The sequence below is a fragment of the Sulfuricurvum sp. genome (assembly GCF_028712165.1).
In the GTDB taxonomy this organism is placed as follows: domain Bacteria; phylum Campylobacterota; class Campylobacteria; order Campylobacterales; family Sulfurimonadaceae; genus Sulfuricurvum.
In genome coordinates, this window is sequence record NZ_JAQTQR010000052.1 from 1 (window position 1) to 21,824 (window position 21,824).

The window sequence follows — 21,824 nt, forward strand, 5'->3', positions numbered from 1 at the left end:
TAAAGGTCGAAAAACTGCATTCTATTTTGGCACAGAATGAATCTCTCTCCTATCAGGGAGCACAGTTTTTAGCGGACAGGGCAGGTGATCTTTTAGCCGCTCATATCGTTTTGGATGAAGAGTGGTTCGATCGGTTTTTTCCACTTTATCCTGTGCAACTGGCATCAAATCCGACATTGAGTGAACTGATGCAAGAGACGTTGATGCAGAGCGAAAATGAAGAGGTCTTGAATGTATTGGGATCAAACAGTGCTTTGAGCTCGATACGATGTGCTTATCTTCAGTCGTTAGGCCGTTTTTCGGCTGCATTGGCAGCGAATCCGTCATTATCGGATAAGATTTTAGTAGAATTGTCCCAAAGTAACGATCCTTCCATTTTAGCGGCACTTGCTGCCAACCCTGCAACTCCGATTGAGGTGCTATATCAGCTTTCACTGGATCAAAGGTTTGAGCGGAGCGTTAAAACAAATCCGACGTTCGGGAAACACATACAAACTCACAACATAGGATGGAGCTGATGCGCACCAAAGATACGATAGAGACGATGAGTTCCTTGATCGATTCGAAGATACCGACGTTCCTATGGGGAGCACCCGGAATCGGGAAATCTTCCATCATCAAACAAATCGCCCGTGATAACGGTATTGAGTGTATCGATCTGCGTCTCTCCTTAATGGACCCGACCGACCTCAAAGGGATACCGTTTTATGAGAGAGATTCGCACAGTGCATTGTGGGCGCCTCCATCATTTTTACCGCGGGAGGGGAGAGGAATCCTTTTCCTCGATGAGCTCAACTCCGCCGCCCCTGCCGTGCAGGCTTCGGCATATCAGCTGATTTTGGATCGAAAAGTGGGAGAATATACTCTTCCTGAGGGATGGGCAATTGTTGCTGCGGGTAACCGCGAGGGAGATCGCGGGGTCGTGTATCGTCTCCCTTCTCCTTTGGCAAACCGATTTGTCCATATCGAGATGGAAGTAAACGCTACCGATTGGCGGGACTGGGCACTTAGCCGAGGGATCGATGAGCGGGTTGTCGCCTATATCGGATTTAAAAACAGTGCGCTGTTTGGGTTTGACCCGCTCAAAAATGAACGGAGTTTTGCAACACCACGCAGCTGGGAAGCGGTTCATACCATCTTGAAGAGTTCATTATCCAAAACATTGTGGCTGGAAGCAATCAGCGGGGCGGTGGGTGAAGCTGCTGCCGTTGATTTTTTAGGTTTTTGTCAGGTGATGGACAAGCTCCCCGACGTGGATGCAATTTTAGGAGGTGAAGAGGCGGATGTGAGTGACGATCTCTCTACCCTCTATGCTCTCGCTTCTGCGCTGGTATCGCGTATCCTCGTATCACCGTCGGATGAGGCGGTTTCGAATGTATTGCGTTACAGTCTGAAACTCAAAAACGAGTTTGCGGTCATGATTATTCAAGACCTTCAGCGCCAAGGAGTTGCGATGGAACATCTCGATGCCTTCGGCGAATGGGTAGAGGCATACGCCTATCTGTTATGATCGATTTTTCTCCACTCAAAGCCAAACTTCTTCTCGATTATCCGTTTTTTGGAACAATAGCCTCGGGGATGGAGATGGTGCTGAACGATAACATCGAGAGTTTCGAGACACGTGAGAACACGATTCAATACCGTGAAGCTTACATAGAGCCTCTCAATGCTGATGAGCGTCTATTCGTATTGTGTAACGGTGCATTGCATGAAGCCCTCTCCCATACGCTACGGCGCGGAAATCGGAGTCCGTGGCTCTGGGCAATGGCATGTGATTATGCGATCAATGCGCTCCTGATCGATAACGGTTTTACCCCCCCTCCACAAATCACCTACGACAAACGCTTCGGAACTCTCAGTACCGAAGAAATCTATGCAGAGCTCGCACTGGAGTTTTTGGATCAGGAACAAAATGACCGAGACAGTGATGATCGCAGAGACGGTGAAAGTGCGGATGAGAAACTTTCCCGCGCTCAGCGTGAACGTCGCACACACGAAGCGATGGAAAAAGACGATCCACTCTCCGAGGCATTTGCACGACAGTTCGGGTTACAAGCCAAAAGTCGGATCGATTGGAGAAGTGAATTACGCGATTGCATCGGCGGGTACTATATCAGTGATTACACCCTGATCCCCCCTTCTAAAAAACTTCTCTACGAGGGGATCTATCTTCCCGGAGCGACGTCGCGTCATTTGGAAATCGCTATTGCGATCGACAGTTCCGGTTCGGTGGATGAGGCTCTTCTATCTCAGTTTATCGTTGAGGTTGAATCGATTACGGAATTGTTCGGTTCCTACAGCATCGATCTGATTGTGTGTGATGATCGTGTGCGCAGCCATCAACGCTTTGAGAACGGAGAGAGTATCTCTTATCTTCTCGAAGGGGGAGGGGGAACCGATTTTAATCCGGTCTTTGAACTGATCGAGTCATGGATGCACCGTCCGAAAGTTCTCCTCTATTTTACCGATTTAGATGGCAAGTTCCCCCCTTATGAACCGCCGTATGAGGTACTTTGGATTGCGCCGCAACAGAGTGATGTTCCGTTTGGCCGGGTGATTGTATTAAAGGATGAAAATGGTTGAAAATGCATTAAATATTTTAGAAACTTCCAACCTCTTCATTACCGGCGGTGCCGGTTCGGGCAAAACGACACTTACCCGTGCGCTGATCGACGATGCGGTACAAAAAGGGAAATCAGTTGCCCGTCTCGCTTCGACGGGGATGGCGGCAACACTCATCGGGGGACAGACGCTTCACAGTTTTTTTGATCTGGGGATTGCCTCTACCCAAGAAGAGTTGGAGCGCAACGGCAAACTTGACCCTTCCAAAAAAATCATCAAACTGATCCGCTCGATGCAGATCATCGTCATCGATGAGATTTCGATGGTCGGAGCACCTCTGCTCGATATGATCCGTCTACGGCTCTTGCAGGCGGAATTCAGCGGACGGTTGATCGTGGTAGGGGATTTTTTACAGCTTCCCCCTGTGACGCGTGGTAGTGAGCCGATCTATTTTGCGTTTGAGTCTCCGAGCTGGGAGCGTTTTGGTTTTGAGACGATCCATTTGGAAGGTTCCTACCGAACCCATGAAGCGGAGTTTTTGAATCTCTTGGAACAGGTACGTCATGCCCGAATCGATGAAGAGGCGATGGGTGCTCTCGATGCTCTGGTGAGAGAGCTGAACAAAGATATGAGTACCATTACCCTGCTGTTCGGGAAAAATATCAGTGCCCAAAACCACAACCGTTCTCAGTTGGAGCATCTGCACGGTGAAATCATTGAACTCTCCACCTATGTGACGGTTCATGATAAAAAAATGCAGGATCGGGATATCGAGCGCTTCATGAGTGAGAGCCGTATCGAACCTGTTTTGGCACTCAAAGTCGGTGCCCCGATCCTCTTTACCCGTAATGCATGGAATTACTATAACGGCGAACGTGGACGGATCACCTCTATCGAAGAAGATGTTATCTGGATCAAAAAAGCTGATGGGGTGAACGTCAAAGTGGAGAGGGTCGATACGACCAAGACGCGGTGGGTTGAAAAAGGCAACTCTGCAAGCGAAGAGAAACTCATCACTCTCAGTCAGTTTCCGATTACATTGGCTTTTGCGATTACGATCCATAAATCGCAGGGGATGAGTTTGGCCGATTACGTGATCGAGACGAATGAAATCTTTGCCCCGTCGCAGTTTTACGTTGCACTATCCCGTTCCGTATCAGCACATCGTGTGACGTTGATCCGACCGAATCGAGGATGGGAAAAACTTTGTTTCGTCCACCCGAAAGCGAAACGATTTATTGATTTGATGTAAACGCTGATCCGATGATAATACGATAGGAAAACATCACGCTAAATACGGCTGAGAGCAGTGCCACGGCGACCATCATATACATGACGGCGAGTTGATAAGAGATCGCTTGGAGCGGATCGGCACCCGCGAGGAGCATCCCCGTCGTAATCCCCGGAATATGGATAATTCCTACCGTCTGGAGCATATTGAGTGTCGGGATCATCGACGCTTTGACGGAAGCTTTGGAAGCAAATGATAGAGCCTCTTTCATCGGCGCACCGAGTGCCACCATCCCCTCGATCGTCTCTATCGTATTTTTCACCTCGGCACGAAACCGTTCAATACTCTGAGAATAGACATTCAGCGCATTTCCGATAATCATCCCCCCGATAGGAATCATCTCATGGGGTACCATATGGATAACTCCAAACGCCATCATTGATAAAAAGACAATTCCCGAAGAGGCTCCGAGGCTAAAGAAAGCGATTTTAAAACTGTGTGCTCCGAGAGGTGCACGTTTTTTGGCGGTATAAGCTCCAAACGTTACCATCCCCAGCAGGACAAAAAACAGCAGTGATGGATGCGATAGTTTAAAGAGATAAACAAGAGCATAACCGAGTAATCCCAACTGTACCATTGCCAGAATCGAGTTAGTGAAGATCATTTTCTCCAACCCGAACTGTTCGCGGCGCGAATACCATAGGGCAAAGACGATGAGAAGGTAGGAAGCTAAAAAAGAGTATTGCATTTATTCTGTGTTTTCTAAAAAACTATCAACTACCGCTACTTTATTACGCCCTGTTCTTTTTGCTTCATAGAGTGCATTATCCGCAAGTTTAAGTGCTTCTGACACACTATTAACCAAAATAGTCTCAGGATGATAGATACCGATACTGATAGTTATAGTAAAAGTAAGATCATTATAGTCAAAATGATGTTCTTGAATACGTTGACGAATTTTTTCACATTTTGCAATCACTTGCTCTTTGGTAATACGATTAAATATAATTACAAACTCTTCTCCGCCTGCACGGTAAACGCTGTCTTGAGGCCGAACAGTGTCTAAAAAGATTTCGGCCAACTCACATAATACAAAATCTCCCGCATCATGCCCGTAGGTGTCATTGATTTTTTTGAACCAGTCAATATCGAGCATAACAACGGCATAGGAACTTTTGTAGATATTTTGATGATCGATCAGTTCTTGAAGCTCTTTTTCCATATTGAGTCGGTTTTTTAATCCGGTTAACGGATCGTGCGAAGCTAAATGGGCAAGTTTTTCATTTGCTATCGTCAAACTGTTCGTACGGATTTTGATCTCTTCTTGAAGATTATGTTCATGCCATACTATTTTTTGGAAAAGCGTTGCCATTTTATGGGCCATCGGCTGGAAGATGAAGATAATTTCCAGCAACAAGGTAAACAGAGTGATTATCCAGACTACCAATAGCATTGTTTGTACATTGGAAATATTGGAATCACCTTCAATTTGACTGTACAGTACTGCCATATTCAAATCCCCCATCAGAGCGTTGGAAGATTTGATGATCTTATTGGAAATTACTTCAGCTTCTGTTCGTGATTTGGAATGAATTAATTTTACCGCTAATGCTGTGTAGGCATTGACCCGGTCTTTGAGATGATTTTTATCAAAATAAAGGTTATGGAGCGTTGATGAAAGTGGTATTTTTTTTTCAGGGTATATCTCTCCGGATGAGAGTTTTTCATTTTCAAGTCGCATTTCATTGGCAGTATTTTCCAAAACGGTTTGTATCTCAATGCTTTTACGACTGTTTTTTTGATAAAATGAACTTAAATAGAGTTGTGAATACAAAGCAATATGCTGTGAGAGAGTTCTTTGTTTCCCGGATATATTGATGATGTATGCAGTTGTTTCACTGCTTTTAAGAGCTGTGGTAAGAAAGTAAAAAGTAGTGCTGGAAAGGATTACAAGCAATGAAACAGCGATAAGATAGTGTTGCGTAAAACTGTACTTAATCTCTCTCGATTGCATTATTCTTCTCTGTGCTTTAAAATGATCTATCATATCATAGAAAAGTAATGGTTTTTACAAAAAGTTGTTGAAAAGTACTGAAAGAGAATGAGGCTCGAAAAAGATTTTCCCCAAGAGGGGAAAAGAAAATTATAACTCTTCTGCGTGAGCCGCAAGATATTCAGCAACACCTTCAGTGCTTGCTTTCATACCAGCATCACCTTTTGCCCAGCCTGCAGGACAAACTTCACCGTGCTCATTTGTGAACAACATTGCGTCGATCATACGAAGCATTTCGTCGATGTTACGTCCGAGTGGAAGGTCATTGATAACCGCGTGACGAACCGTTCCGTCTTTATCGAGCAAGAATGATCCGCGTAATGCGACAGAATCACCTAGTAACACATCGTAATCACGAGAAATTTGTTTGTTAAGGTCTGCTACCAATGGATAACGAACTTGACCGATACCACCTTGGTTTACCGGAGTGTTTTTCCATGCAAAGTGGCTGAATTGTGAGTCAACCGATACACCGATAACATTGATACCGCGAGCAGTAAACTCATCAAGACGGTGATCGAAGGCGATAATTTCAGACGGACAAACGAAGGTAAAGTCCAACGGGTAGAAAAACAATACGGCACCTTTTTCGCCGAGGTTTTCGTATAAGTTGAAGTTGTCAACGATTTGGTTGTTCCCAAGAACGGTAGTAGCAGTAAAGTCAGGAGCTTTTTTTGTAACGAGCATGTGATTTCCTTGTGTGGTTTTAAGTAATGTAGGGAAATTGTAACACACGAAGATTAATTGAAATAAGTTACAAGAAAGTAACCGTAAATTCTAAAGGAAAATTTTTATTATTTAGATTTCTCCGTTCGTGGTGAGCAAGTCGAACCATGAACGGAATTAAATTACACTATAGCGCGTACCGCGATGGCAGCATCGACCATATTTTTGAGAGAAGCTTCACTTTCACTCCAACCACGAGTTTTCAGTCCGCAGTCAGGATTGATCCAAAGCTGATCGCTCGGAAGTACTTCGAGGAGGGCATGGATTTGGGTTTCCATCTCTTGTACACTCGGTACACGCGGGGAGTGAATATCGTAGACTCCCGGTCCGACTTCTTGAGTGTATCCCACATCGGCAAATATCCGTAAAAGGCGATTGCCGCTGCGAGAAGTTTCGATTGAGATCACATCAGCATCCATCGTCTCTATCGTGTTGATAATATCGGTAAACTCACTGTAACACATATGGGTATGGATTTGGGTATCATCGTTCGCTACCGCTGTGCTGAGTAAGAAACTTTCTAAAGCCCATTTCTCATAATCATTACGATTTTCATTGCGTAACGGATACCCTTCTTTGAATGCCGCTTCGTCGACTTGGATCATTTTAATTCCAGCATTTTGCAGATCATCCACTTCGTCACGGATAGCCAAGGCAACTTGGGTTGCGCTCAGGCTTCGGGGCTGATCTTCTCGGACGAAGCTCCAGTTGAGAATCGTTACTGGACCGGTGAGCATCCCTTTCATCGGACGTGTTGTGAGATTTTGGGCGTAGGTGCTCCATTGAAGTGTCATAGGATGAGGGCGGCTCACATCTCCATAAAGCAGTGGCGGCTTGACGCATCGGCTTCCGTAGCTTTGTACCCAGCCGTTCGTGCTAAAAGCAAATCCACAAAGTTGTTCACCGAAATACTCTACCATGTCATTACGTTCAAATTCGCCGTGAACCAATACGTCCAAGCCGATTGATTCTTGGAACTCGACACATTGGGATATTGCCACTTTCATTGCATATTCGTATCTCTCTTTTGAAATTTGCCCTTTTTTATATTCCTGACGTGTTTTTCGAATATCAGCAGTTTGGGGGAAGGAACCTATAGTTGTTGTAGGGAGCATAGGGAGTGAAAAAAATTCACGTTGAAGGATCTGACGTTTGCTAAAAGGGCTATGCCGTTTGAAATCATCAGGTGTCACTGTAGTGAGCCGATGTTGCACTGCATGGTCAATAGCCGCTTTTGGATGTGCAGAGACAGTAATCACGGTATCGTTAAAAAAGGCTTTAGAAAGTACAGAGAGTTCAGTCAGTTTCTCTTCGGCAAACGATAAGAGTTCTTTTATTTCTAAAGGAAGGAGCAATTCATGTTTGATACTGTAGGGTACGTGCAAAAGTGAGCATGAGATGCTGAGGCCTAAGCGCTCTTTAGGAATATAGCGTTCAATCTTATGCAAACGTTTGAGTGAGGTTTGAAGGTCATTTTTCCAGACGTTGCGTCCGTTGATAATTCCTATACGAATATATTTATCACTTTGACCTAAAATTTCGAGTGAATTTATATTTTTTTCACCATGGATAAAATCGAGATATAACCCGTAAATCGGAGTATGAACTAAAACTGCGGTTGCTTCATTGGAGTGTTCAAAGTAGGTTGCTACCCAAAGTTTTCCCATTGTACCCAACCGATCGTAGGCGATTTTGAGAAGCGACAGGTCGCTCGGTGTCGGATCACATACCAAAGAGGGCTCATGAACGATGATTTCGGCAGCAAGCGGCTGCAGTGCTTCGAGTAAAGCGGCGTATTGATCCAAAAGGGGATCAAACAAAGCTGCACGTACCTCTTCGGAACATTTCGAGAGTGCTAAAAAGGTGAGCGGCCCGATAAGATGGATCGTCCCTTTAAAACCGCATGATTGTGCTTCACGGTATTCGTCGATGATTTTTTTCGGATTAATAGTTCCAAATCGGAACCCTCCATGAAGTTCCGGGACGAGGTAATGATAGTTGGTATTAAACCATTTTGTCATCTCCATCGCCGTATGGGTTTCATCTCCCCGTGCCATTGTAAAATAACGGCGTATAGGATCAACTATATCACTGAAACGTTCAGGCTCGGCACCGAGTGTAATCAGCAGATCAAGCATGTTGTCATAGAGACTAAAGTCATTGATAGCGACATGTGTGATCTCTGCGTTTTGCTGCAATTTCCAATGGCGAAGTCGTAACTCAGCCGCTACGCTATTTAATTCATCAAAGCTGATTAAGCCTTTCCAGTAGTTTTCCAATGCGATTTTTAATTCTCTTTTTTCTCCGATACGGGGAAATCCGAGCACTGCTATTTTGTTATACATATTTTTTCCTTGTGTATATAGTTCGTTTTATGTTCGTGGTGAGCTTGTCGAACCATGGACAATTCTCTTCGACAGGCTCAGAGTGAACGGACTAAAATGGTGTTGATTAATACAAAAAAGAAAACATTAGCGGCGGTGAAGAGTCGGTAAGCAAATAGCGGAATAAAAAACGGAGTTTTGGACGCAAGGTGGATAAATGCAGTGCGCACGCCGTGCGACGGCGGAAAAAACAGTTACAGTGGCACTGGCAGCGGGAAACTTTTGGAGTAAAAGGCTCTAACGCTTCGAGGAGGAGATCGAGTTCATCAGGGGGAGATTCATCGATACTTTCATCAGCGGAAAATGAGCGGTAAGAGTGACAGGTTTGGATGCGTACGGCACGATTATGCAGTGTCGCAGCATTGACGGTAGCGGTAATCGCTTGAAGCGAAAAATAACGTCCCTTAAACCCTTTTGCCATAGTATCCTCAAAAAATTATTGGTGGAATTATACATCAAGATATAGCTATAATCGCATTATGATAACCTTTAAACATCTCTTCTCCATGATGCTCCGATACAAACGTTCTCTCTTGTGGGGAAACATCATCGCAATCCTCGCGACCCTCATCTCGATTCCTATCCCTCTATTGATTCCGTTAATGGTCGATGAGGTACTCCTCAAAAAAGGGGGGAAAATCACCGAAACGATCGACTGGTTCACCCCTGCTCACGAGCCGCTTATTTATATAGGTATTGTATTAGCCGTGACGATCAGTTTACGATTTGTTTTTTTTATCCTCAGTGTTGTATCGCAGCGTTTTTTTATTACTCTTTCTCAAGAGCTGAGTTTCACAATACGAGTCCGTGCATTGGAACATCTTAAACACGTTTCGATGAGTGCCTATGAACGACTGGGAAGCGGCAAGGTTATTACGCATCTTATTACCGATATCGATACCATCGAGCAGTTTTTAGGGAGTGCACTTTCAAAATTCATTGTTTCGGTGGCAACTCTCATCGGAGTAGCAACAGTATTGATTTGGATTAATCCGCTATTTGGTATTCTTATTCTCATTTTTCAACCTGTAATTATGATTGTAACACGTAAAATATCGGGTCGGGTCGGAGCACTTAAAAAAGAGCAAAACCGCACGATTGGCGAGCTTTCCGATACGTTGACCCAGATGTGTGATCTTTTCGGACAAATCCGTGCAAGCAACAAAGAGGAACGTTTCATTGATAACGCAATCGATCAGTCGAAACAGCTGCGTCAAAGCGCGAGTGAATATGGAATCAAAGCTCTCATGGGAGAACGTTATTCGTACACGCTTTTTTTGAGCGGGTTTGAGATTTTTCGTGCATTAGGTCTGGTTATGGTACTCTATTCCGATCTCAGTATCGGATTGATGTTCGGGATTTTTGGCTATCTGTGGTTTATGATGACTCCGGTGCAGGATTTGCTCTCGATGCAGTACAGTTTTGCGAACGCTAAAAATGCCCTTGCACGGCTGAATGAACTTTTGTCTCTACCTTCCGAACCAATTTTTTTAGCCACTGAAGAGTCGTTTGAAGAGACAAAGTCGCTTTCTATCCAAACACGGGATTTGGTTTTCGGATACAGTGAGGATGAACCGGTGTTAAAGGGGCTAAATCTTGATATCCCATCCGGCAGTACCGTAGCCATCATCGGTGCGAGCGGAAGCGGTAAAAGTACCCTCTCTCAACTCTTGGTCGGTTTTTATCCTCCAACATCAGGAGATATCCTCTATAACGGGGTAAACGTAGAGAAAATCGGTTTTTCGCGTGTACGGGATGAAGTATTTGTTGTTTTGCAGCAGCCGTTAATGTTTAATGACACGCTTCGATTTAATCTTACTATGGGCGATCCGATCAGTGACGATGAGATAGATAAAGCGTTGTGTATAGCCCAGCTTGGTGAATTTGTCTGTACTCTTCCGATGGGATTGGACACGCAGGTGGGGAAATTCGGTATTCGTCTCTCCGGAGGACAGCGTCAGCGACTCTCTATCGCGCGGATGGTATTGGCTAATCCGAAAGTGGTGATTTTCGATGAATCGACGTCGGCGCTTGATGTCCATACCGAGAGTGCACTGTTTGAGGCATTGGAGACATTTTTGAGCGATAAAACGGTAATTATTATTGCCCATCGTCTCAGTACGGTAACTCGTGCCGATTATATTTACGTATTGGAAAACGGTATTATTCTCGAGGAGGGGACTCGTGAAGTCTTAGAGGCTAAAGACGGCAGTTTTACCCGTTTTATACATTCTCAACACACTTAAGGATATTTATATGCGGCAAAATAATTTTTTACGGTGGATCGGAGCAGGGGCATTTGTTCTTATTATATGGCTTTTTTTACCTTTCTTAAAAGGTTTTTTTGTTGCATTACTTCTTGCAATGGCAGTTTCTCCTGTCAATAAAATTGTTAGAGATAAAATCGCTTCCTATAAACGATTAAACAACTTTGCGTCTGTGATATCCTCTGCTATTGTGACGTTGGGACTTGCACTTATCATTTTTGTGCCTATTGCTTTGTTCTTATTTCAACTGCTTGATCATCCCGCCAATACGATGGGACTTATTCGAACCTTCACAAATCAAGTGGATTCGATTAGCAGCCATCTCCCTTCCTATTTGTCTTGGCTAAAAGACCCTCTTGATAACGGGATTGCTCTTTCTAAGCAGCACAAAGATGAGATTATCGCATTTTTGGCCGGATGGATGGGTAATGGGCTAAAAACTTTTATGGCGATGCTCGGAGAGATGGCGATGATTGTCATTTTTTTCTTTTTCTTGATGTGGTACGGTCGAAGTTTAATCCTCTTTCTTCTTCCGATAATCCCTCTAAAACGCTCGATCAAGCGAGAATTTTTAGATGAAATGACGACAATGATCGCCGTAGTATTTTATACGTTGGTTGGAGTGATGATTGCCCAAGGATTGGCATTTGGAATATTTATCGCTTTTTTTGATGGATACAACGCGTTATTGCTCGGTTTCCTAACCGGAATTGTAGCGATTATCCCAGTAGTGGGTACTGCATTAGTCTGGGTTCCGGTTGCAGTAAATGAGTATTTTAAAGGGAATATTATGAATGTTCTCCTTATCTCAATCTATTCTTATGCAATGATGGCATTTTTTATCGATAACATTGTAAAACTGGTAATTTTAAATTTTGTAAATCGCACGCTAAGTCGAGGGAAACGCCGTATCAATGAATTTGTGATCTTTTTTGCAATAGTGGGTGGATTGGCAACATTCGGATTTTGGGGAGTGATATTGGGACCTGCCATTGTCGCCTTTGCCGTAACAACACTGCGGACAATGCGGAAAACGAATCGTATCATCCTCCCCTGAAAGAGAGGAATGTAACGTTTAGACAGCTTTGAGTGCCTGCATTTCCTCACGGAGGGTATTAAGCTCTTCGGTCAGACGTGCGATCTCATCTTCTTTTGTCTCTTCGTTTGTACTATGAGTATAGCGTTGAACGGCTGATTGAAATGTATGTGTCAAATGATCGAGCTGATCTTTTGCTTTTTCGATCCATTCATGTTGATCAAAGTGGAGGTTATCTTCCATGTCTTCGATTTTTTCCAAAATCTCATCTTTATGTTTAAACGCGTAATACGCAGCAGCACCGCCGATGGCAGCGCCGACGACGAAACTTAGAAGTGTGTTTTGTTGGTTCATTTTTATTCCTTTGTTAGTTGGATTTTTTCTTGAAAAATTGTGAAAGTGCACCGATAGCGAGTGTACCCAGTGTTACTTTTGCAATTCCGTTTGAAGCTTTAAGTGCAAGCGATTTCGTTTCATCATGAAGAAATGCGATTAATGCGTGCAGTTCATGCAAGGACATTAATGATTTTTCAGTGACTAAACGTGTTTCACCTTTGAGTTGACCGAGTAACTCGCTCACATCCTGCAATGTGACCACCGCTTTACCGGAAATGAAACTAAGCTCATTTTCTACATGCCCGATAAACTCATGTATTTTATGCATTGTTTTGATCGAATTGATTCCGATAAAAACGATAACAAGGGTTATAAACATCATACATATCGCGATAATCCCGACAAATAAAGTAAGTAGCTGTTGATCGCTCATTATTATTGCTCCTTTCGCGATAATCCCAATTATACACCTTCTTTTCTATAAATTAGTAAATCATTTTTTTATTTATAATCGTTACACTATTTTATTATTTTAAGTATATAAAATATATACTTTTAATATTCAATAAATATATAAGGCATATCTATGATACTAACATTGTCCCATCAAAAAGGGGGTGTCGGAAAATCAACCGTTGCGTGGAATCTCGCGGTTTCTTTTTCGAAAATCATCGATGTCAGGATTATTGACCTCGATACACAGCGCTCTCTAACCGTGACCAATGCTCTGCGACAAGAGCAGGGATTAAATCCTATTACAATGCTTCATTTTAATACAGCCGAAGAGTTGGCAGAATATGCACAAAATGATTCAGACGATATTCTTACTATTATTGATTCGGGAGGATTTGACAGTGCGTATAATCGTGTGGCTATCATTGCTTCGGATTTACTGATCACACCGGTGAGTGATAAACCGTTCGATTTGATGGGATTACAAAAGTATGAAGAGATACTCAAAAGTCTTTCGGAGATCCAAGGTGAAATAGTAAAAACGCACGTTTTATTCAACAACATCAATCCCGCAATGAAACGATTTGGAGATCTGATAGAATTTATCTGTATGTCCGAACATTTTGAACTTCTAACCTCTATTTTACGTCAACGTGTCGATATCGCCCATTCGGTCGGCGAGGGGAAAAGTATCAAGGAATATCGGATCTTTAGCCGTGCCGATCAGGAAATGGATGAATTATTCGATGAAGTAAAATCCATTCTCAATATAAAATAAATATTTAAAGTATATATAAAGGATATGTTATGGCAAAAAAAAGTTTTCTTCAAAACATTGAAAAGGTTAAAAGCTCCGCAGCTATGAGCGAAAGAGAAGAACGAAAACAAGAGGATAAAGCGAAAAAAAAGAAACTCATTACAATTCCTGTTGAATGGGACGATATTATCCGCAAGTTTCATGGAGGAACCGTAAGTGCATATATATTGATAGCTTTACAAGAGAGAATGCAGAAAGACGGATTACTGTAATAAACAAGTAATCAGACAGTCAACAATTTAGTATATTAGGAATTAATTTGTGTTAATACGTTATACTTTGCAACGTATTTTTTATTGAATCAAAAATTACAATTTTAAAGAACTGAAAAAACAAAGGGTAGCATGTGAAGAGTACGTTTTATCTCATTACCGCAATCGGACTACTTATAAGTGGGTGTTCAACTACCACATATAAAATGTTAGATGACAATGGAAGTGTAAATCGCACTGTTGCAGACACTGAATACAATCAAGAAACATCATTTGAGTGGAAAATTGCCAAAGGCGATCGGCTTGAAATAAGTGTTTCTAACCAATCGTCGTCAAATGGGAACGATCAGTTAAATGTATTACTGCAAAATACATCACGTTATCAAACGCGAGATGGGACAGATGGATTCTTAGTACCAACGGATGGAGCGGTTCGTTTACCTCTGGTAGGAGCTGTGAAAGTTTCAGGATTGACTGAAACTGAAGCTACTGAAAAGCTGACAAATGAGTATAAAAATTATCTAAAAAATCCTTACGCTGTTGTAAAAATATTGAACCAAAAACTTTTCGTATTAGGTGAAGTAAATAAGCCAGGTGTCGTTCAAGTAACGAATGGGACAATGTCGTTGTTTGAAGCTTTGGCTTATTCCGGAGATTTGACGAATGATGCAGAAAGGACGAATGTCAAAATTATACGCGGAGGGTTACGTAAACCACTTGTGCGAGAGATAAATTTAGCCAATATCCCGCAGATGCAACTAACAAGTTTAATTCTCCAGCCAAATGATATAGTATATGTTCAGCCCCGTGATATGAAAGCTTACAATGTGGCATTTAAAGAGCAAATGCCATTTTTTGAGATGCTTTCTTCAATGTTAGCACCTTTTGTTAGTTATACCTCAATAAAGAATGGAAAAGCCGTAGATGTCTTCTTATTCAAATAATTCTGAGTCAAAACAAAAAGTTGTTCATGACGGGATGGAGTTGCAAGATATTGCTACTCTCCTGATACGGTATAAAGTTTCTATTGTTTCAGTCGCACTGACAATATTTCTCATAACAACATTATTTGCTGTATTTAAAAGTAATGTATATCAAGCCGATCTCAAAATGCAAATACAAGCTGATTCTGGAAAAGGTAGTAGTGAAGCAGATGATCTAATTGCAAAAGCTTGGGGCGTTCAATCTAGCAATCTTCAAAATGAAATTGCTATTATTCAATCTAGGTCACTCATCCAAAAAGCACTTGAGCATCTAGAAATAGGAACGCAATATTATGTATCAAATGGATTTAAAACAGTTGAACTCTATAAAAGTTCTCCTTTTCAAGTTTCGTATGAATATGTTTCAAAACGGGCTCAAAATTCAGTATTTAAAGTCAAACAAATAAATCAAAATGAGTTTAAATTAACGATCGAACCATCATTAAAGACCAAAATTATTACTTTCATACGTACATTGCTTGGCGGAGTCCCTGAAGAAGAAAAACCGATCTATTTTTCTCAAACTTCTTCATATGGCTCAACTGTCTCTAGTCCTGATTTTAAATTGACAATTGCAAAAACAGGGGAAATGGAGGATAAAAATTACTTTTTTACAATTACACCGAATGAGGAAATGTATGATGTCATTCAGCTCTCATTAACTGTCTCTGAAGCCTCAGTATCAGATCCAATGGCAGGTCCGGGCAATATATTAATGCTTAGTTATAAAGATGGTATTCCTACACGTGCGGAAGAGATTCTGAATGCATTGGCTGAGGCATATACAGATAGAAGTGTTGAAGTAAAAGAAGCTGCAGCCAAACAAAGATTAAAGTTTATTGATGAACAACTTGTATCTATTAATAACTCACTGCAAAATTCTGCTACACATCTTAAAGATTATAAAACGGAAAAAGTGGTTATAGACCTTAATGATAAGGCACGAATTGCCTCGTCAAAGCTTGATCAACTTGAAACAAAACTTTCCGATCTTGATATGCAGCAAAGTGTATTAAAAAATTTATTAAATTATCTAAATAGTAATAAAGAAATAACCGGGATAGATGTTGGTGCTACCGATATAGCAACTTCACCGATTCTTTCATTGATTGATAAAATACAGGCGGCAAATACACAATATTCGTCTCTAGTGGTTGAGTATACGGAAAAGCATCCTGCCGTTATACAGATTAAACAGCAAATAGCTTCTTTAAAAGCTAGCCTACGCGGAACACTTGAGAGTAGTTTACGTGGTATTGATCAGAGAAAAGATACATTAAACGAGATTATTAAAGCAAACAGAGAGGCTCTTGAAGGAATGCCAGAGGAAGAACAGCAACTTTCTGAGCTGACACGAAATTTTATGGTTAATGATAAAGTTTTCCAATATCTTTTAGAAAAAAGGATTGAGACGGCTATTTCTAAATCGTCTACGGTCTCAGGGGTACGTGTTATTGATAATGCACTTACGAATGCTCAACCAGTAGAACCGAAACGGTTACTTATTATTGCTATCGGATTGATATTAGGAATAATTTTAGGATTAGCCCAAGCCTTTATAAGAAACTTACTTGCTAATACAATACAGAGTATGGGAGATTTAGTAAAATATACAGATTTACCACTTTATGCAACACTTCCCTTGTACGGTGCGAAAAAGACATTGTACGAAGATTCATTGCGTGTACTACTAACTAAACTTGAGTTTATGCCAAAAAAACCCCAGATAATAACGATTACGTCATCGGTTCAAGGAGAAGGGAGAACTACAACGTCATTAGAGTTTGCTTCTATTATTGGTAAAAGCGGAAAAAAAGTAATTATATTAGATATGGATATGAGAGGATCGGGAATAAATAAAAAATTAAATTTAGATAACAAAGGGATCAGTTCATTTCTTAATGGATCATCTCAACTAGAAGAAGTCGTTCATAATATTGCACCAAATACCTTTGTAATTGCATCCGGGACAACACCGTTAAATCCGTATGAATTGATTATGTCGAATGAATTCGAGTTACTTCTAAAACGTTTGAAAAGTGAATATGACTATATTATTCTTGAGTCTCCTCCAGCAGGTCTTGTTGCTGATGCATTAGTTCTAATGCGGCTTTCTGATTTATGTTTGGTTGTATTTAAAGCGCAATACTCTAAAAAAGATTTTATATACAATATGAATCGGTTTGTAGATGAACATAATTTGAATAATGTTGGACTTCTTTTAAATGGATTGGAACTTAAAAAAATTCGTCCATGGCTGAGAAAGTAAGTGATTTTTTTATCAGTAATAAACATGTGTTATAGTTTTACTAAGTTTATGAAATATTGAAGGTGTAAAATGATAAATAAAAGTACGAGAAATGGATTTAAAATATCTTTAGTGGATATAAAAAAAATATTTTTTTTACTTATCATTGGAGTTTTCCTCTCAGCATGTGGCGGAGGTGGAGGCGGAGATAGTACACCAACTACAACAACTAATACTGCAAGTAGCGTCATAACAGGTGACAGTTATGGAAGCAGTGTTAGCACGGGTGTCCGTGCTGATTATAATGTAGCTGTATCTGATGATGTAATTGTCGGTGCAAAATTACTCGCTACAGCCTATGTAAGTATTAACGGCCTTAATTATCGGATACCTGTGTGTGATAGTTTTACTGAGCTTGGAGAAGGAAAATATACCTTAAACAATTGTAGTCAAAAACCTGAGTACATTTTTGCTTTTGGTGGATTTATGGATTCAGATGGCAACGGGGCATTGGATAACAATGAATCGATGCAATTTTCACCTTTGATACTTAATATGGCATCACAAAGTTTACAAAATGATACTAGCAGTTTTGCTGTTACTCCAATAACTACCTTGATTTCTGAAGTTGATCGAGCTACAACAAATATATTAATTAATAAGATGGGATACAATGCATCTAACGTCGCCAGTACGGCTTTATTCTTTGGTGTAAATGATGGTAATAAATTGCTGCGCCATGCTTTTAATGCATTATTCAGCAGCTGTGTAGACAATGGTTTAAAAATACAAGAATTTTCTCCAGAACTTGTTGGATTAATCAATGCTTCAAGTTACACGGGCATAGAAGCCATAAAAGATGCTATTAATACTATTGCTGCAAATCCAGCTGCCTATGAAGCTGAATACGGTAAATCACAGTTACAATCATTTTTAAATGATAGTAGGGTTCAGTCGATACAAACAAGTGATGATGCAACGATACTTACAAAATTATTGGCTAAAAAAACACGTCTAGGGAAATTACGTATCATTGGAAATGTGAACAGCTATTTGAAAGGTAACAATATCATAGATAATGCAACTGTTACAATGTATATAGATGCTAATACGACCCCTATAGCAACAGCAGCGACAGACCGATATGGCAAATACAGTTTTGAGATTGATGAAACGGCTATACCTAAAGGTGTATCATTGATTTTAGTTGCTCAGAAAAATAATATTAAACTTACATCATCTTTTAAATCAGATGCATTATGGAGTCGTCGAATAAATAATTCTGTCAATCCTACCATATTAGCTGATTTGTCAATTAATTATATAACAACTTTGGTTGCAGCACGTCCTAATAGTGGGCAAGTAGGAACAACGTCTCCAAAACTTGTTTTTGACGGAACAAGTTATACAAATAAAAACAGCAGCAACGAAACTTATTTTATACCTATACCAATGCTATATGAAGCAAGGGTCTTGCCTTGGGGACCAAATGTAGATATCAATACAAGTTTTTTAACGATATACGCTAAAACATTGCCTGCTTCATCAATTCCGTATGTTTTGGATTTAGAATCGTGGAACTTTGGAGATTCAACGGAGAGCACCGATGTTACATTGGCAAAAGTTGCAAAATACATTACTGTAGTAGATGCGATGAAAGCTGCCCGTCCAGATTTAAAATTTGGCTATTTTGGGTTACTTCCACAATTATCATTACTTGAATCTTCATTTAACAGCGATTATACCTATAAAAGTTTCGTTTTAGATAGAATGAATAGTCGTTATGAGACTACAAAAGAGTTGGCAAATCACGTTGATGTTCTGTTTCCCGAATTGTACACATATTGGCCTGAATCACAATCATATGCATTTACAAGCAGGGTAAGTACCGGTATAGGAACTTATGCGGCGAAATATAATAAACCTGTTATTCCATTTTTATGGCCAGCTTATATGTATGTTTCTGGAGTAAGTGGAGGAACTTATTTATCAGATAGTTATTGGGCACTTGAATTCGCAGCAACTTGGCAAAATCAGCAAACTTCAGGAGTTGCAATATGGAGCCAAATTCAACCATGGGATGAAACAATGCATTGGTGGCAAAATGTAAAAACCTATATCTTTCCATAAGCTATAGAGTAATATTATAAATAGTATCAAATAAAATAATGATAAAAGAAGATCTGATATGAGATTTTTAAAAGGTATTTATTTATCTAGCATTTTATTATACCTCTTGCCAGGAGTAGTTTCTCCATTATTTGCAGATGTATCAGAAGTTAAAAAACCAATTTTTGATACAACGCGCTATCTTCATAAACTTAAGTCTAATGAATCGTTTTTTATTCCGATGATAATATTGTATGAAAAAAAACTGCTTCCTAGTGGCCCTGGAATTATAGATATTAACCACCTTAGATCACTAGCGCTCTCTTTGCCAAAATCTTCGATTCCATATATCCTTGATATTGAGTCTTGGAAATGTGGAAGAAAGGACGATGATATTGTGGCATCAAAGAGTATTGATAAATATATTTTAGTAATAGATACAATGAAAAAAACACGTCCAGACTTAAAATTTGGTTATTTTGGTATTATTCCTACAAAGCCCCCAATAATTACTAATACACATGTTCAAGTACAAATAAATGATTGGCAACATGTATTGGAAAGATCAAGACGTCTTGTTTCTCATGTCGATGTAATATGTCCGGAAGGGTACACCTATTTTAATGATAAAACTGTTTGGATGAGATATATGGAAGCAGTTATAAATGAAGCCAAAACATATGGAAAACCAATTTATCCTTTTTTATGGCCTGAATTTATGGGGAGTACACCTTTAAATGGAAAATTTATTCCAAGAGATTTTTGGAAATTTCAACTAAACTATGTTTATACAAAATGTGATGGAGTTATTATTTGGGGAGGTCGTAACTTCGCAGTAGTTCCAGCTGTATCAAGAGAATGGGATGAAAATGCACCTTGGTGGATTGATACAAAATCATATATTCTAAAAAATAGATTATACCAATAGTTATTTAGCAAGTTGGATGGATTTCCATTTCACTCTATCCACTTTAAGTTGATTGATATGATTCTCAAAATTTTTATGTGTAACAAAAACTCCAAAATCAGACGGTACTAAAATATTTTTATCATTAAAGATTCTAGCTGCAATAAGACTTCCAACCCTAGGGGTATAATGGGAGGAGTCATAATAATTACAATCATTTGTTGTAATTGAATTATAGCCGCTAAAATCCCAATAATTAGTAATATTTAGCAGCTCTTTTAAAAATATATAATACTCTTTTTCATAAATGATGTCTAAATAATTATGGTTATGTGGTGTAGTGAAAAGGATCAAATTGATATGTTTATTTTTACAAAGTTCTATAATATTTTTTAAAGCGAGCATATTCATTTTAGTGTAAGTATTTTTCACTTTTGGTTTTATAGTTATATTGAAAGTTGGTTCTGACTTTATAAAGTCAGAACAATTTTGAGAAATTTTTTTGTCTTTTTCAGGACGATTCCAATTACCAAGCATCAAATTATAATTATCATCACTTTTGCCTTCAATATTTTTTAGAATTTTTCCTTTAGTATTAGTTGGAAATGGATTTAAAAGATAGTCTAGATAATAAAGAGGTAAACTATCCCCTGTTACATGGGGATGTGGTTTACGTAAGTAATCAGATATTGGATATAAATAGCTGGTCATGTTGTTATTAAGATCAATTTGCAGATAAAGATTTTTAGGTTGATAACCAGCCAATATCATATATCGTATATGACGTAATTCGTCTGATATAGTAGCGGAAGAGAGTGTCATATTGTAAAATTTTGAATTTGGTATGTAGGATTCTAAAATTTTTGGGTTCGTTGTTCCAATACGTGATGAACCAATAAGATAGGAGTTAAACTGAGTATGTTGTTTATCTAAATACTTAATCTTAATAAAGCGTTCATTTCTTTGAAATTGATAAGGCAAAAATTTTGTTTCAAAGATATTAAAAGGGTCGATAATATAATTAATCAATCCTATAATCAATCCAAAACTAAAAGTCGATAATAAAACGTATAAAACAAATTTTTTCATGGGACTCTCAAAAGTTAAAATATATAAATTCACTAACTTTATTTAGGTTAATTAATCCTATATAGAGTGTGAAAGATGTCAGAATGATCCATTTTGAGTTATTGCGTACTTTTGCTGCCCATTCATTACTATTATCCAAATTAATTGAAAAAATAAGTAATAAGAGAAGTAATACAATATTCATATTATTTTGAATCATTGTAACTGAGGTTGTCCAATGTCCAAATGTAATGCCTGTCATATGAATAAATCCCAATCTACCAGCGAGGGCATCAGGCAAGACGATACCGTTAAGTCCTATCATTCCACTAAGAACATTTTGAGCCATAGGCCAATCTTTGGATCTGAAAAATACCCAAGCCATATTGACAAAGTTAAAGGTAATGAACCATCCGAGCCATCCCCACATTC

Annotated in this window: 19 protein-coding genes and 2 pseudogenes; 12 read left to right on the top strand and 9 right to left on the bottom strand. The window is 39.7% G+C overall.

Annotation, left to right across the window (positions count from 1 at the left end; genetic code table 11):
- The 4 genes and pseudogenes from PHP90_RS09770 to PHP90_RS09785 all read left to right on the top strand — a co-directional run.
- Positions 1-518: pseudogene (locus PHP90_RS09770) on the top strand (hypothetical protein); the annotation flags it as partial.
- A complete protein-coding gene (locus PHP90_RS09775; RefSeq protein WP_299928931.1) occupies positions 518-1,510 on the top strand; it encodes a MoxR family ATPase in 993 nt (330 codons plus the stop codon). The pseudogene PHP90_RS09770 and the gene PHP90_RS09775, both read left to right, overlap by 1 nt.
- Positions 1,507-2,583 carry a VWA-like domain-containing protein gene (locus tag PHP90_RS09780; protein WP_299928935.1) on the top strand — a complete coding sequence of 359 codons (1,077 nt, stop codon included), beginning with the start codon at positions 1,507-1,509 and terminating at the stop codon, positions 2,581-2,583. Before PHP90_RS09775 ends, PHP90_RS09780 begins: the two co-directional genes overlap by 4 nt.
- Complete coding sequence (locus PHP90_RS09785) at positions 2,576-3,814, top strand: AAA family ATPase (RefSeq protein ID WP_299928938.1); 1,239 nt, start codon at positions 2,576-2,578, stop codon at positions 3,812-3,814. Before PHP90_RS09780 ends, PHP90_RS09785 begins: the two co-directional genes overlap by 8 nt.
- Here PHP90_RS09785 and fetB read toward each other — a convergent pair.
- The 5 genes from fetB to PHP90_RS09810 all read right to left on the bottom strand — a co-directional run bounded on the left by fetB (position 3,798) and on the right by PHP90_RS09810 (position 9,377).
- Complete coding sequence (fetB, locus tag PHP90_RS09790) at positions 3,798-4,541, bottom strand: iron export ABC transporter permease subunit FetB (RefSeq protein WP_299928940.1); 744 nt, start codon at positions 4,539-4,541, stop codon at positions 3,798-3,800. The genes PHP90_RS09785 and fetB overlap by 17 nt on opposite strands.
- On the bottom strand, positions 4,542-5,807 hold the full coding sequence (locus PHP90_RS09795; RefSeq protein WP_299928942.1) for a GGDEF domain-containing protein: 1,266 nt from the start codon (positions 5,805-5,807) through the stop codon (positions 4,542-4,544).
- Between the two features lie 129 nt (positions 5,808-5,936).
- Positions 5,937-6,533 (bottom strand): peroxiredoxin, encoded by a 597-nt coding sequence (locus PHP90_RS09800; RefSeq protein WP_299928944.1) that lies wholly within the window; start codon positions 6,531-6,533, stop codon positions 5,937-5,939.
- Positions 6,534-6,694: 161 nt separating this feature from the next.
- The gene (gene metE / locus PHP90_RS09805) at positions 6,695-8,917 is read right to left on the bottom strand and encodes a 5-methyltetrahydropteroyltriglutamate--homocysteine S-methyltransferase (RefSeq protein WP_299928950.1); all 2,223 of its coding nucleotides are present in this window, start codon (positions 8,915-8,917) and stop codon (positions 6,695-6,697) included.
- 106 nt (positions 8,918-9,023) lie between these two features.
- On the bottom strand, positions 9,024-9,377 hold the full coding sequence (locus PHP90_RS09810) for a hypothetical protein (protein ID WP_299928953.1): 354 nt from the start codon (positions 9,375-9,377) through the stop codon (positions 9,024-9,026).
- Between the two features lie 58 nt (positions 9,378-9,435).
- Here PHP90_RS09810 and PHP90_RS09815 point away from each other — a divergent pair, with 58 nt between their 5' ends.
- The gene (locus PHP90_RS09815) at positions 9,436-11,202 is read left to right on the top strand and encodes an ABC transporter ATP-binding protein (RefSeq protein WP_299928956.1); all 1,767 of its coding nucleotides are present in this window, start codon (positions 9,436-9,438) and stop codon (positions 11,200-11,202) included.
- 10 nt (positions 11,203-11,212) lie between these two features.
- A complete protein-coding gene (locus PHP90_RS09820; protein WP_299928959.1) occupies positions 11,213-12,280 on the top strand; it encodes an AI-2E family transporter in 1,068 nt (355 codons plus the stop codon).
- 18 nt (positions 12,281-12,298) lie between these two features.
- Here PHP90_RS09820 and PHP90_RS09825 read toward each other — a convergent pair whose 3' ends face one another.
- The gene (locus tag PHP90_RS09825) at positions 12,299-12,613 is read right to left on the bottom strand and encodes a hypothetical protein (protein ID WP_299928962.1); all 315 of its coding nucleotides are present in this window, start codon (positions 12,611-12,613) and stop codon (positions 12,299-12,301) included.
- A gap of 13 nt (positions 12,614-12,626) precedes the next feature.
- Positions 12,627-13,028, bottom strand: a complete 402-nt coding sequence (locus PHP90_RS09830) for a hypothetical protein (protein WP_299928965.1) — start codon at positions 13,026-13,028, stop codon at positions 12,627-12,629.
- Positions 13,029-13,181: 153 nt separating this feature from the next.
- On the opposite strand from PHP90_RS09830, the gene PHP90_RS09835 reads away from it, so the two are divergent.
- The 6 genes from PHP90_RS09835 to PHP90_RS09860 all read left to right on the top strand — a co-directional run bounded on the left by PHP90_RS09835 (position 13,182) and on the right by PHP90_RS09860 (position 20,345).
- On the top strand, positions 13,182-13,826 hold the full coding sequence (locus PHP90_RS09835; RefSeq protein WP_299928968.1) for a ParA family protein: 645 nt from the start codon (positions 13,182-13,184) through the stop codon (positions 13,824-13,826).
- A 29-nt stretch (positions 13,827-13,855) separates the two neighbouring features.
- On the top strand, positions 13,856-14,077 hold the full coding sequence (locus tag PHP90_RS09840; protein ID WP_299928970.1) for a hypothetical protein: 222 nt from the start codon (positions 13,856-13,858) through the stop codon (positions 14,075-14,077).
- Between the two features lie 206 nt (positions 14,078-14,283).
- Positions 14,284-15,021, top strand: a complete 738-nt coding sequence (locus tag PHP90_RS09845) for a polysaccharide biosynthesis/export family protein (RefSeq protein ID WP_299928973.1) — start codon at positions 14,284-14,286, stop codon at positions 15,019-15,021.
- Positions 15,002-17,329, top strand: a complete 2,328-nt coding sequence (locus PHP90_RS09850; protein WP_299928976.1) for a polysaccharide biosynthesis tyrosine autokinase — start codon at positions 15,002-15,004, stop codon at positions 17,327-17,329. The genes PHP90_RS09845 and PHP90_RS09850 overlap by 20 nt, the downstream gene beginning before the upstream one ends.
- A gap of 69 nt (positions 17,330-17,398) precedes the next feature.
- Positions 17,399-19,438, top strand: coding sequence for a hypothetical protein (locus PHP90_RS09855; RefSeq protein WP_299928979.1), 2,040 nt, complete (start codon positions 17,399-17,401; stop codon positions 19,436-19,438).
- Positions 19,439-19,496: 58 nt separating this feature from the next.
- Positions 19,497-20,345, top strand: a complete 849-nt coding sequence (locus PHP90_RS09860) for a hypothetical protein (RefSeq protein WP_299928981.1) — start codon at positions 19,497-19,499, stop codon at positions 20,343-20,345.
- Here PHP90_RS09860 and PHP90_RS09865 read toward each other — a convergent pair whose 3' ends face one another.
- Together PHP90_RS09865 and PHP90_RS09870 are read right to left on the bottom strand one after the other, a co-directional pair.
- Positions 20,346-21,413 carry a hypothetical protein gene (locus tag PHP90_RS09865; RefSeq protein WP_299928983.1) on the bottom strand — a complete coding sequence of 356 codons (1,068 nt, stop codon included), beginning with the start codon at positions 21,411-21,413 and terminating at the stop codon, positions 20,346-20,348.
- Positions 21,414-21,420: 7 nt separating this feature from the next.
- Positions 21,421-21,824 (bottom strand): annotated as a pseudogene (locus tag PHP90_RS09870) (MBOAT family protein); the annotation flags it as partial.

What these genes read in the sequence shown, in the direction of transcription:
- PHP90_RS09775 (WP_299928931.1), top strand. Translation starts at nt 518, where the DNA reads ATGCGCACCAAAGATACGATAGAGACGATGAGTTCCTTGATCGATTCG.
- PHP90_RS09780 (WP_299928935.1), top strand. Translation starts at nt 1,507, where the DNA reads ATGATCGATTTTTCTCCACTCAAAGCCAAACTTCTTCTCGATTATCCG.
- PHP90_RS09785 (WP_299928938.1), top strand. Translation starts at nt 2,576, where the DNA reads ATGGTTGAAAATGCATTAAATATTTTAGAAACTTCCAACCTCTTCATT.
- fetB (WP_299928940.1), bottom strand. Translation starts at nt 4,541, where the DNA reads ATGCAATACTCTTTTTTAGCTTCCTACCTTCTCATCGTCTTTGCCCTA.
- PHP90_RS09795 (WP_299928942.1), bottom strand. Translation starts at nt 5,807, where the DNA reads ATGCAATCGAGAGAGATTAAGTACAGTTTTACGCAACACTATCTTATC.
- PHP90_RS09800 (WP_299928944.1), bottom strand. Translation starts at nt 6,533, where the DNA reads ATGCTCGTTACAAAAAAAGCTCCTGACTTTACTGCTACTACCGTTCTT.
- metE (WP_299928950.1), bottom strand. Translation starts at nt 8,917, where the DNA reads ATGTATAACAAAATAGCAGTGCTCGGATTTCCCCGTATCGGAGAAAAA.
- PHP90_RS09810 (WP_299928953.1), bottom strand. Translation starts at nt 9,377, where the DNA reads ATGGCAAAAGGGTTTAAGGGACGTTATTTTTCGCTTCAAGCGATTACC.
- PHP90_RS09815 (WP_299928956.1), top strand. Translation starts at nt 9,436, where the DNA reads ATGATAACCTTTAAACATCTCTTCTCCATGATGCTCCGATACAAACGT.
- PHP90_RS09820 (WP_299928959.1), top strand. Translation starts at nt 11,213, where the DNA reads ATGCGGCAAAATAATTTTTTACGGTGGATCGGAGCAGGGGCATTTGTT.
- PHP90_RS09825 (WP_299928962.1), bottom strand. Translation starts at nt 12,613, where the DNA reads ATGAACCAACAAAACACACTTCTAAGTTTCGTCGTCGGCGCTGCCATC.
- PHP90_RS09830 (WP_299928965.1), bottom strand. Translation starts at nt 13,028, where the DNA reads ATGAGCGATCAACAGCTACTTACTTTATTTGTCGGGATTATCGCGATA.
- PHP90_RS09835 (WP_299928968.1), top strand. Translation starts at nt 13,182, where the DNA reads ATGATACTAACATTGTCCCATCAAAAAGGGGGTGTCGGAAAATCAACC.
- PHP90_RS09840 (WP_299928970.1), top strand. Translation starts at nt 13,856, where the DNA reads ATGGCAAAAAAAAGTTTTCTTCAAAACATTGAAAAGGTTAAAAGCTCC.
- PHP90_RS09845 (WP_299928973.1), top strand. Translation starts at nt 14,284, where the DNA reads ATGTTAGATGACAATGGAAGTGTAAATCGCACTGTTGCAGACACTGAA.
- PHP90_RS09850 (WP_299928976.1), top strand. Translation starts at nt 15,002, where the DNA reads ATGTCTTCTTATTCAAATAATTCTGAGTCAAAACAAAAAGTTGTTCAT.
- PHP90_RS09855 (WP_299928979.1), top strand. Translation starts at nt 17,399, where the DNA reads ATGATAAATAAAAGTACGAGAAATGGATTTAAAATATCTTTAGTGGAT.
- PHP90_RS09860 (WP_299928981.1), top strand. Translation starts at nt 19,497, where the DNA reads ATGAGATTTTTAAAAGGTATTTATTTATCTAGCATTTTATTATACCTC.
- PHP90_RS09865 (WP_299928983.1), bottom strand. Translation starts at nt 21,413, where the DNA reads ATGAAAAAATTTGTTTTATACGTTTTATTATCGACTTTTAGTTTTGGA.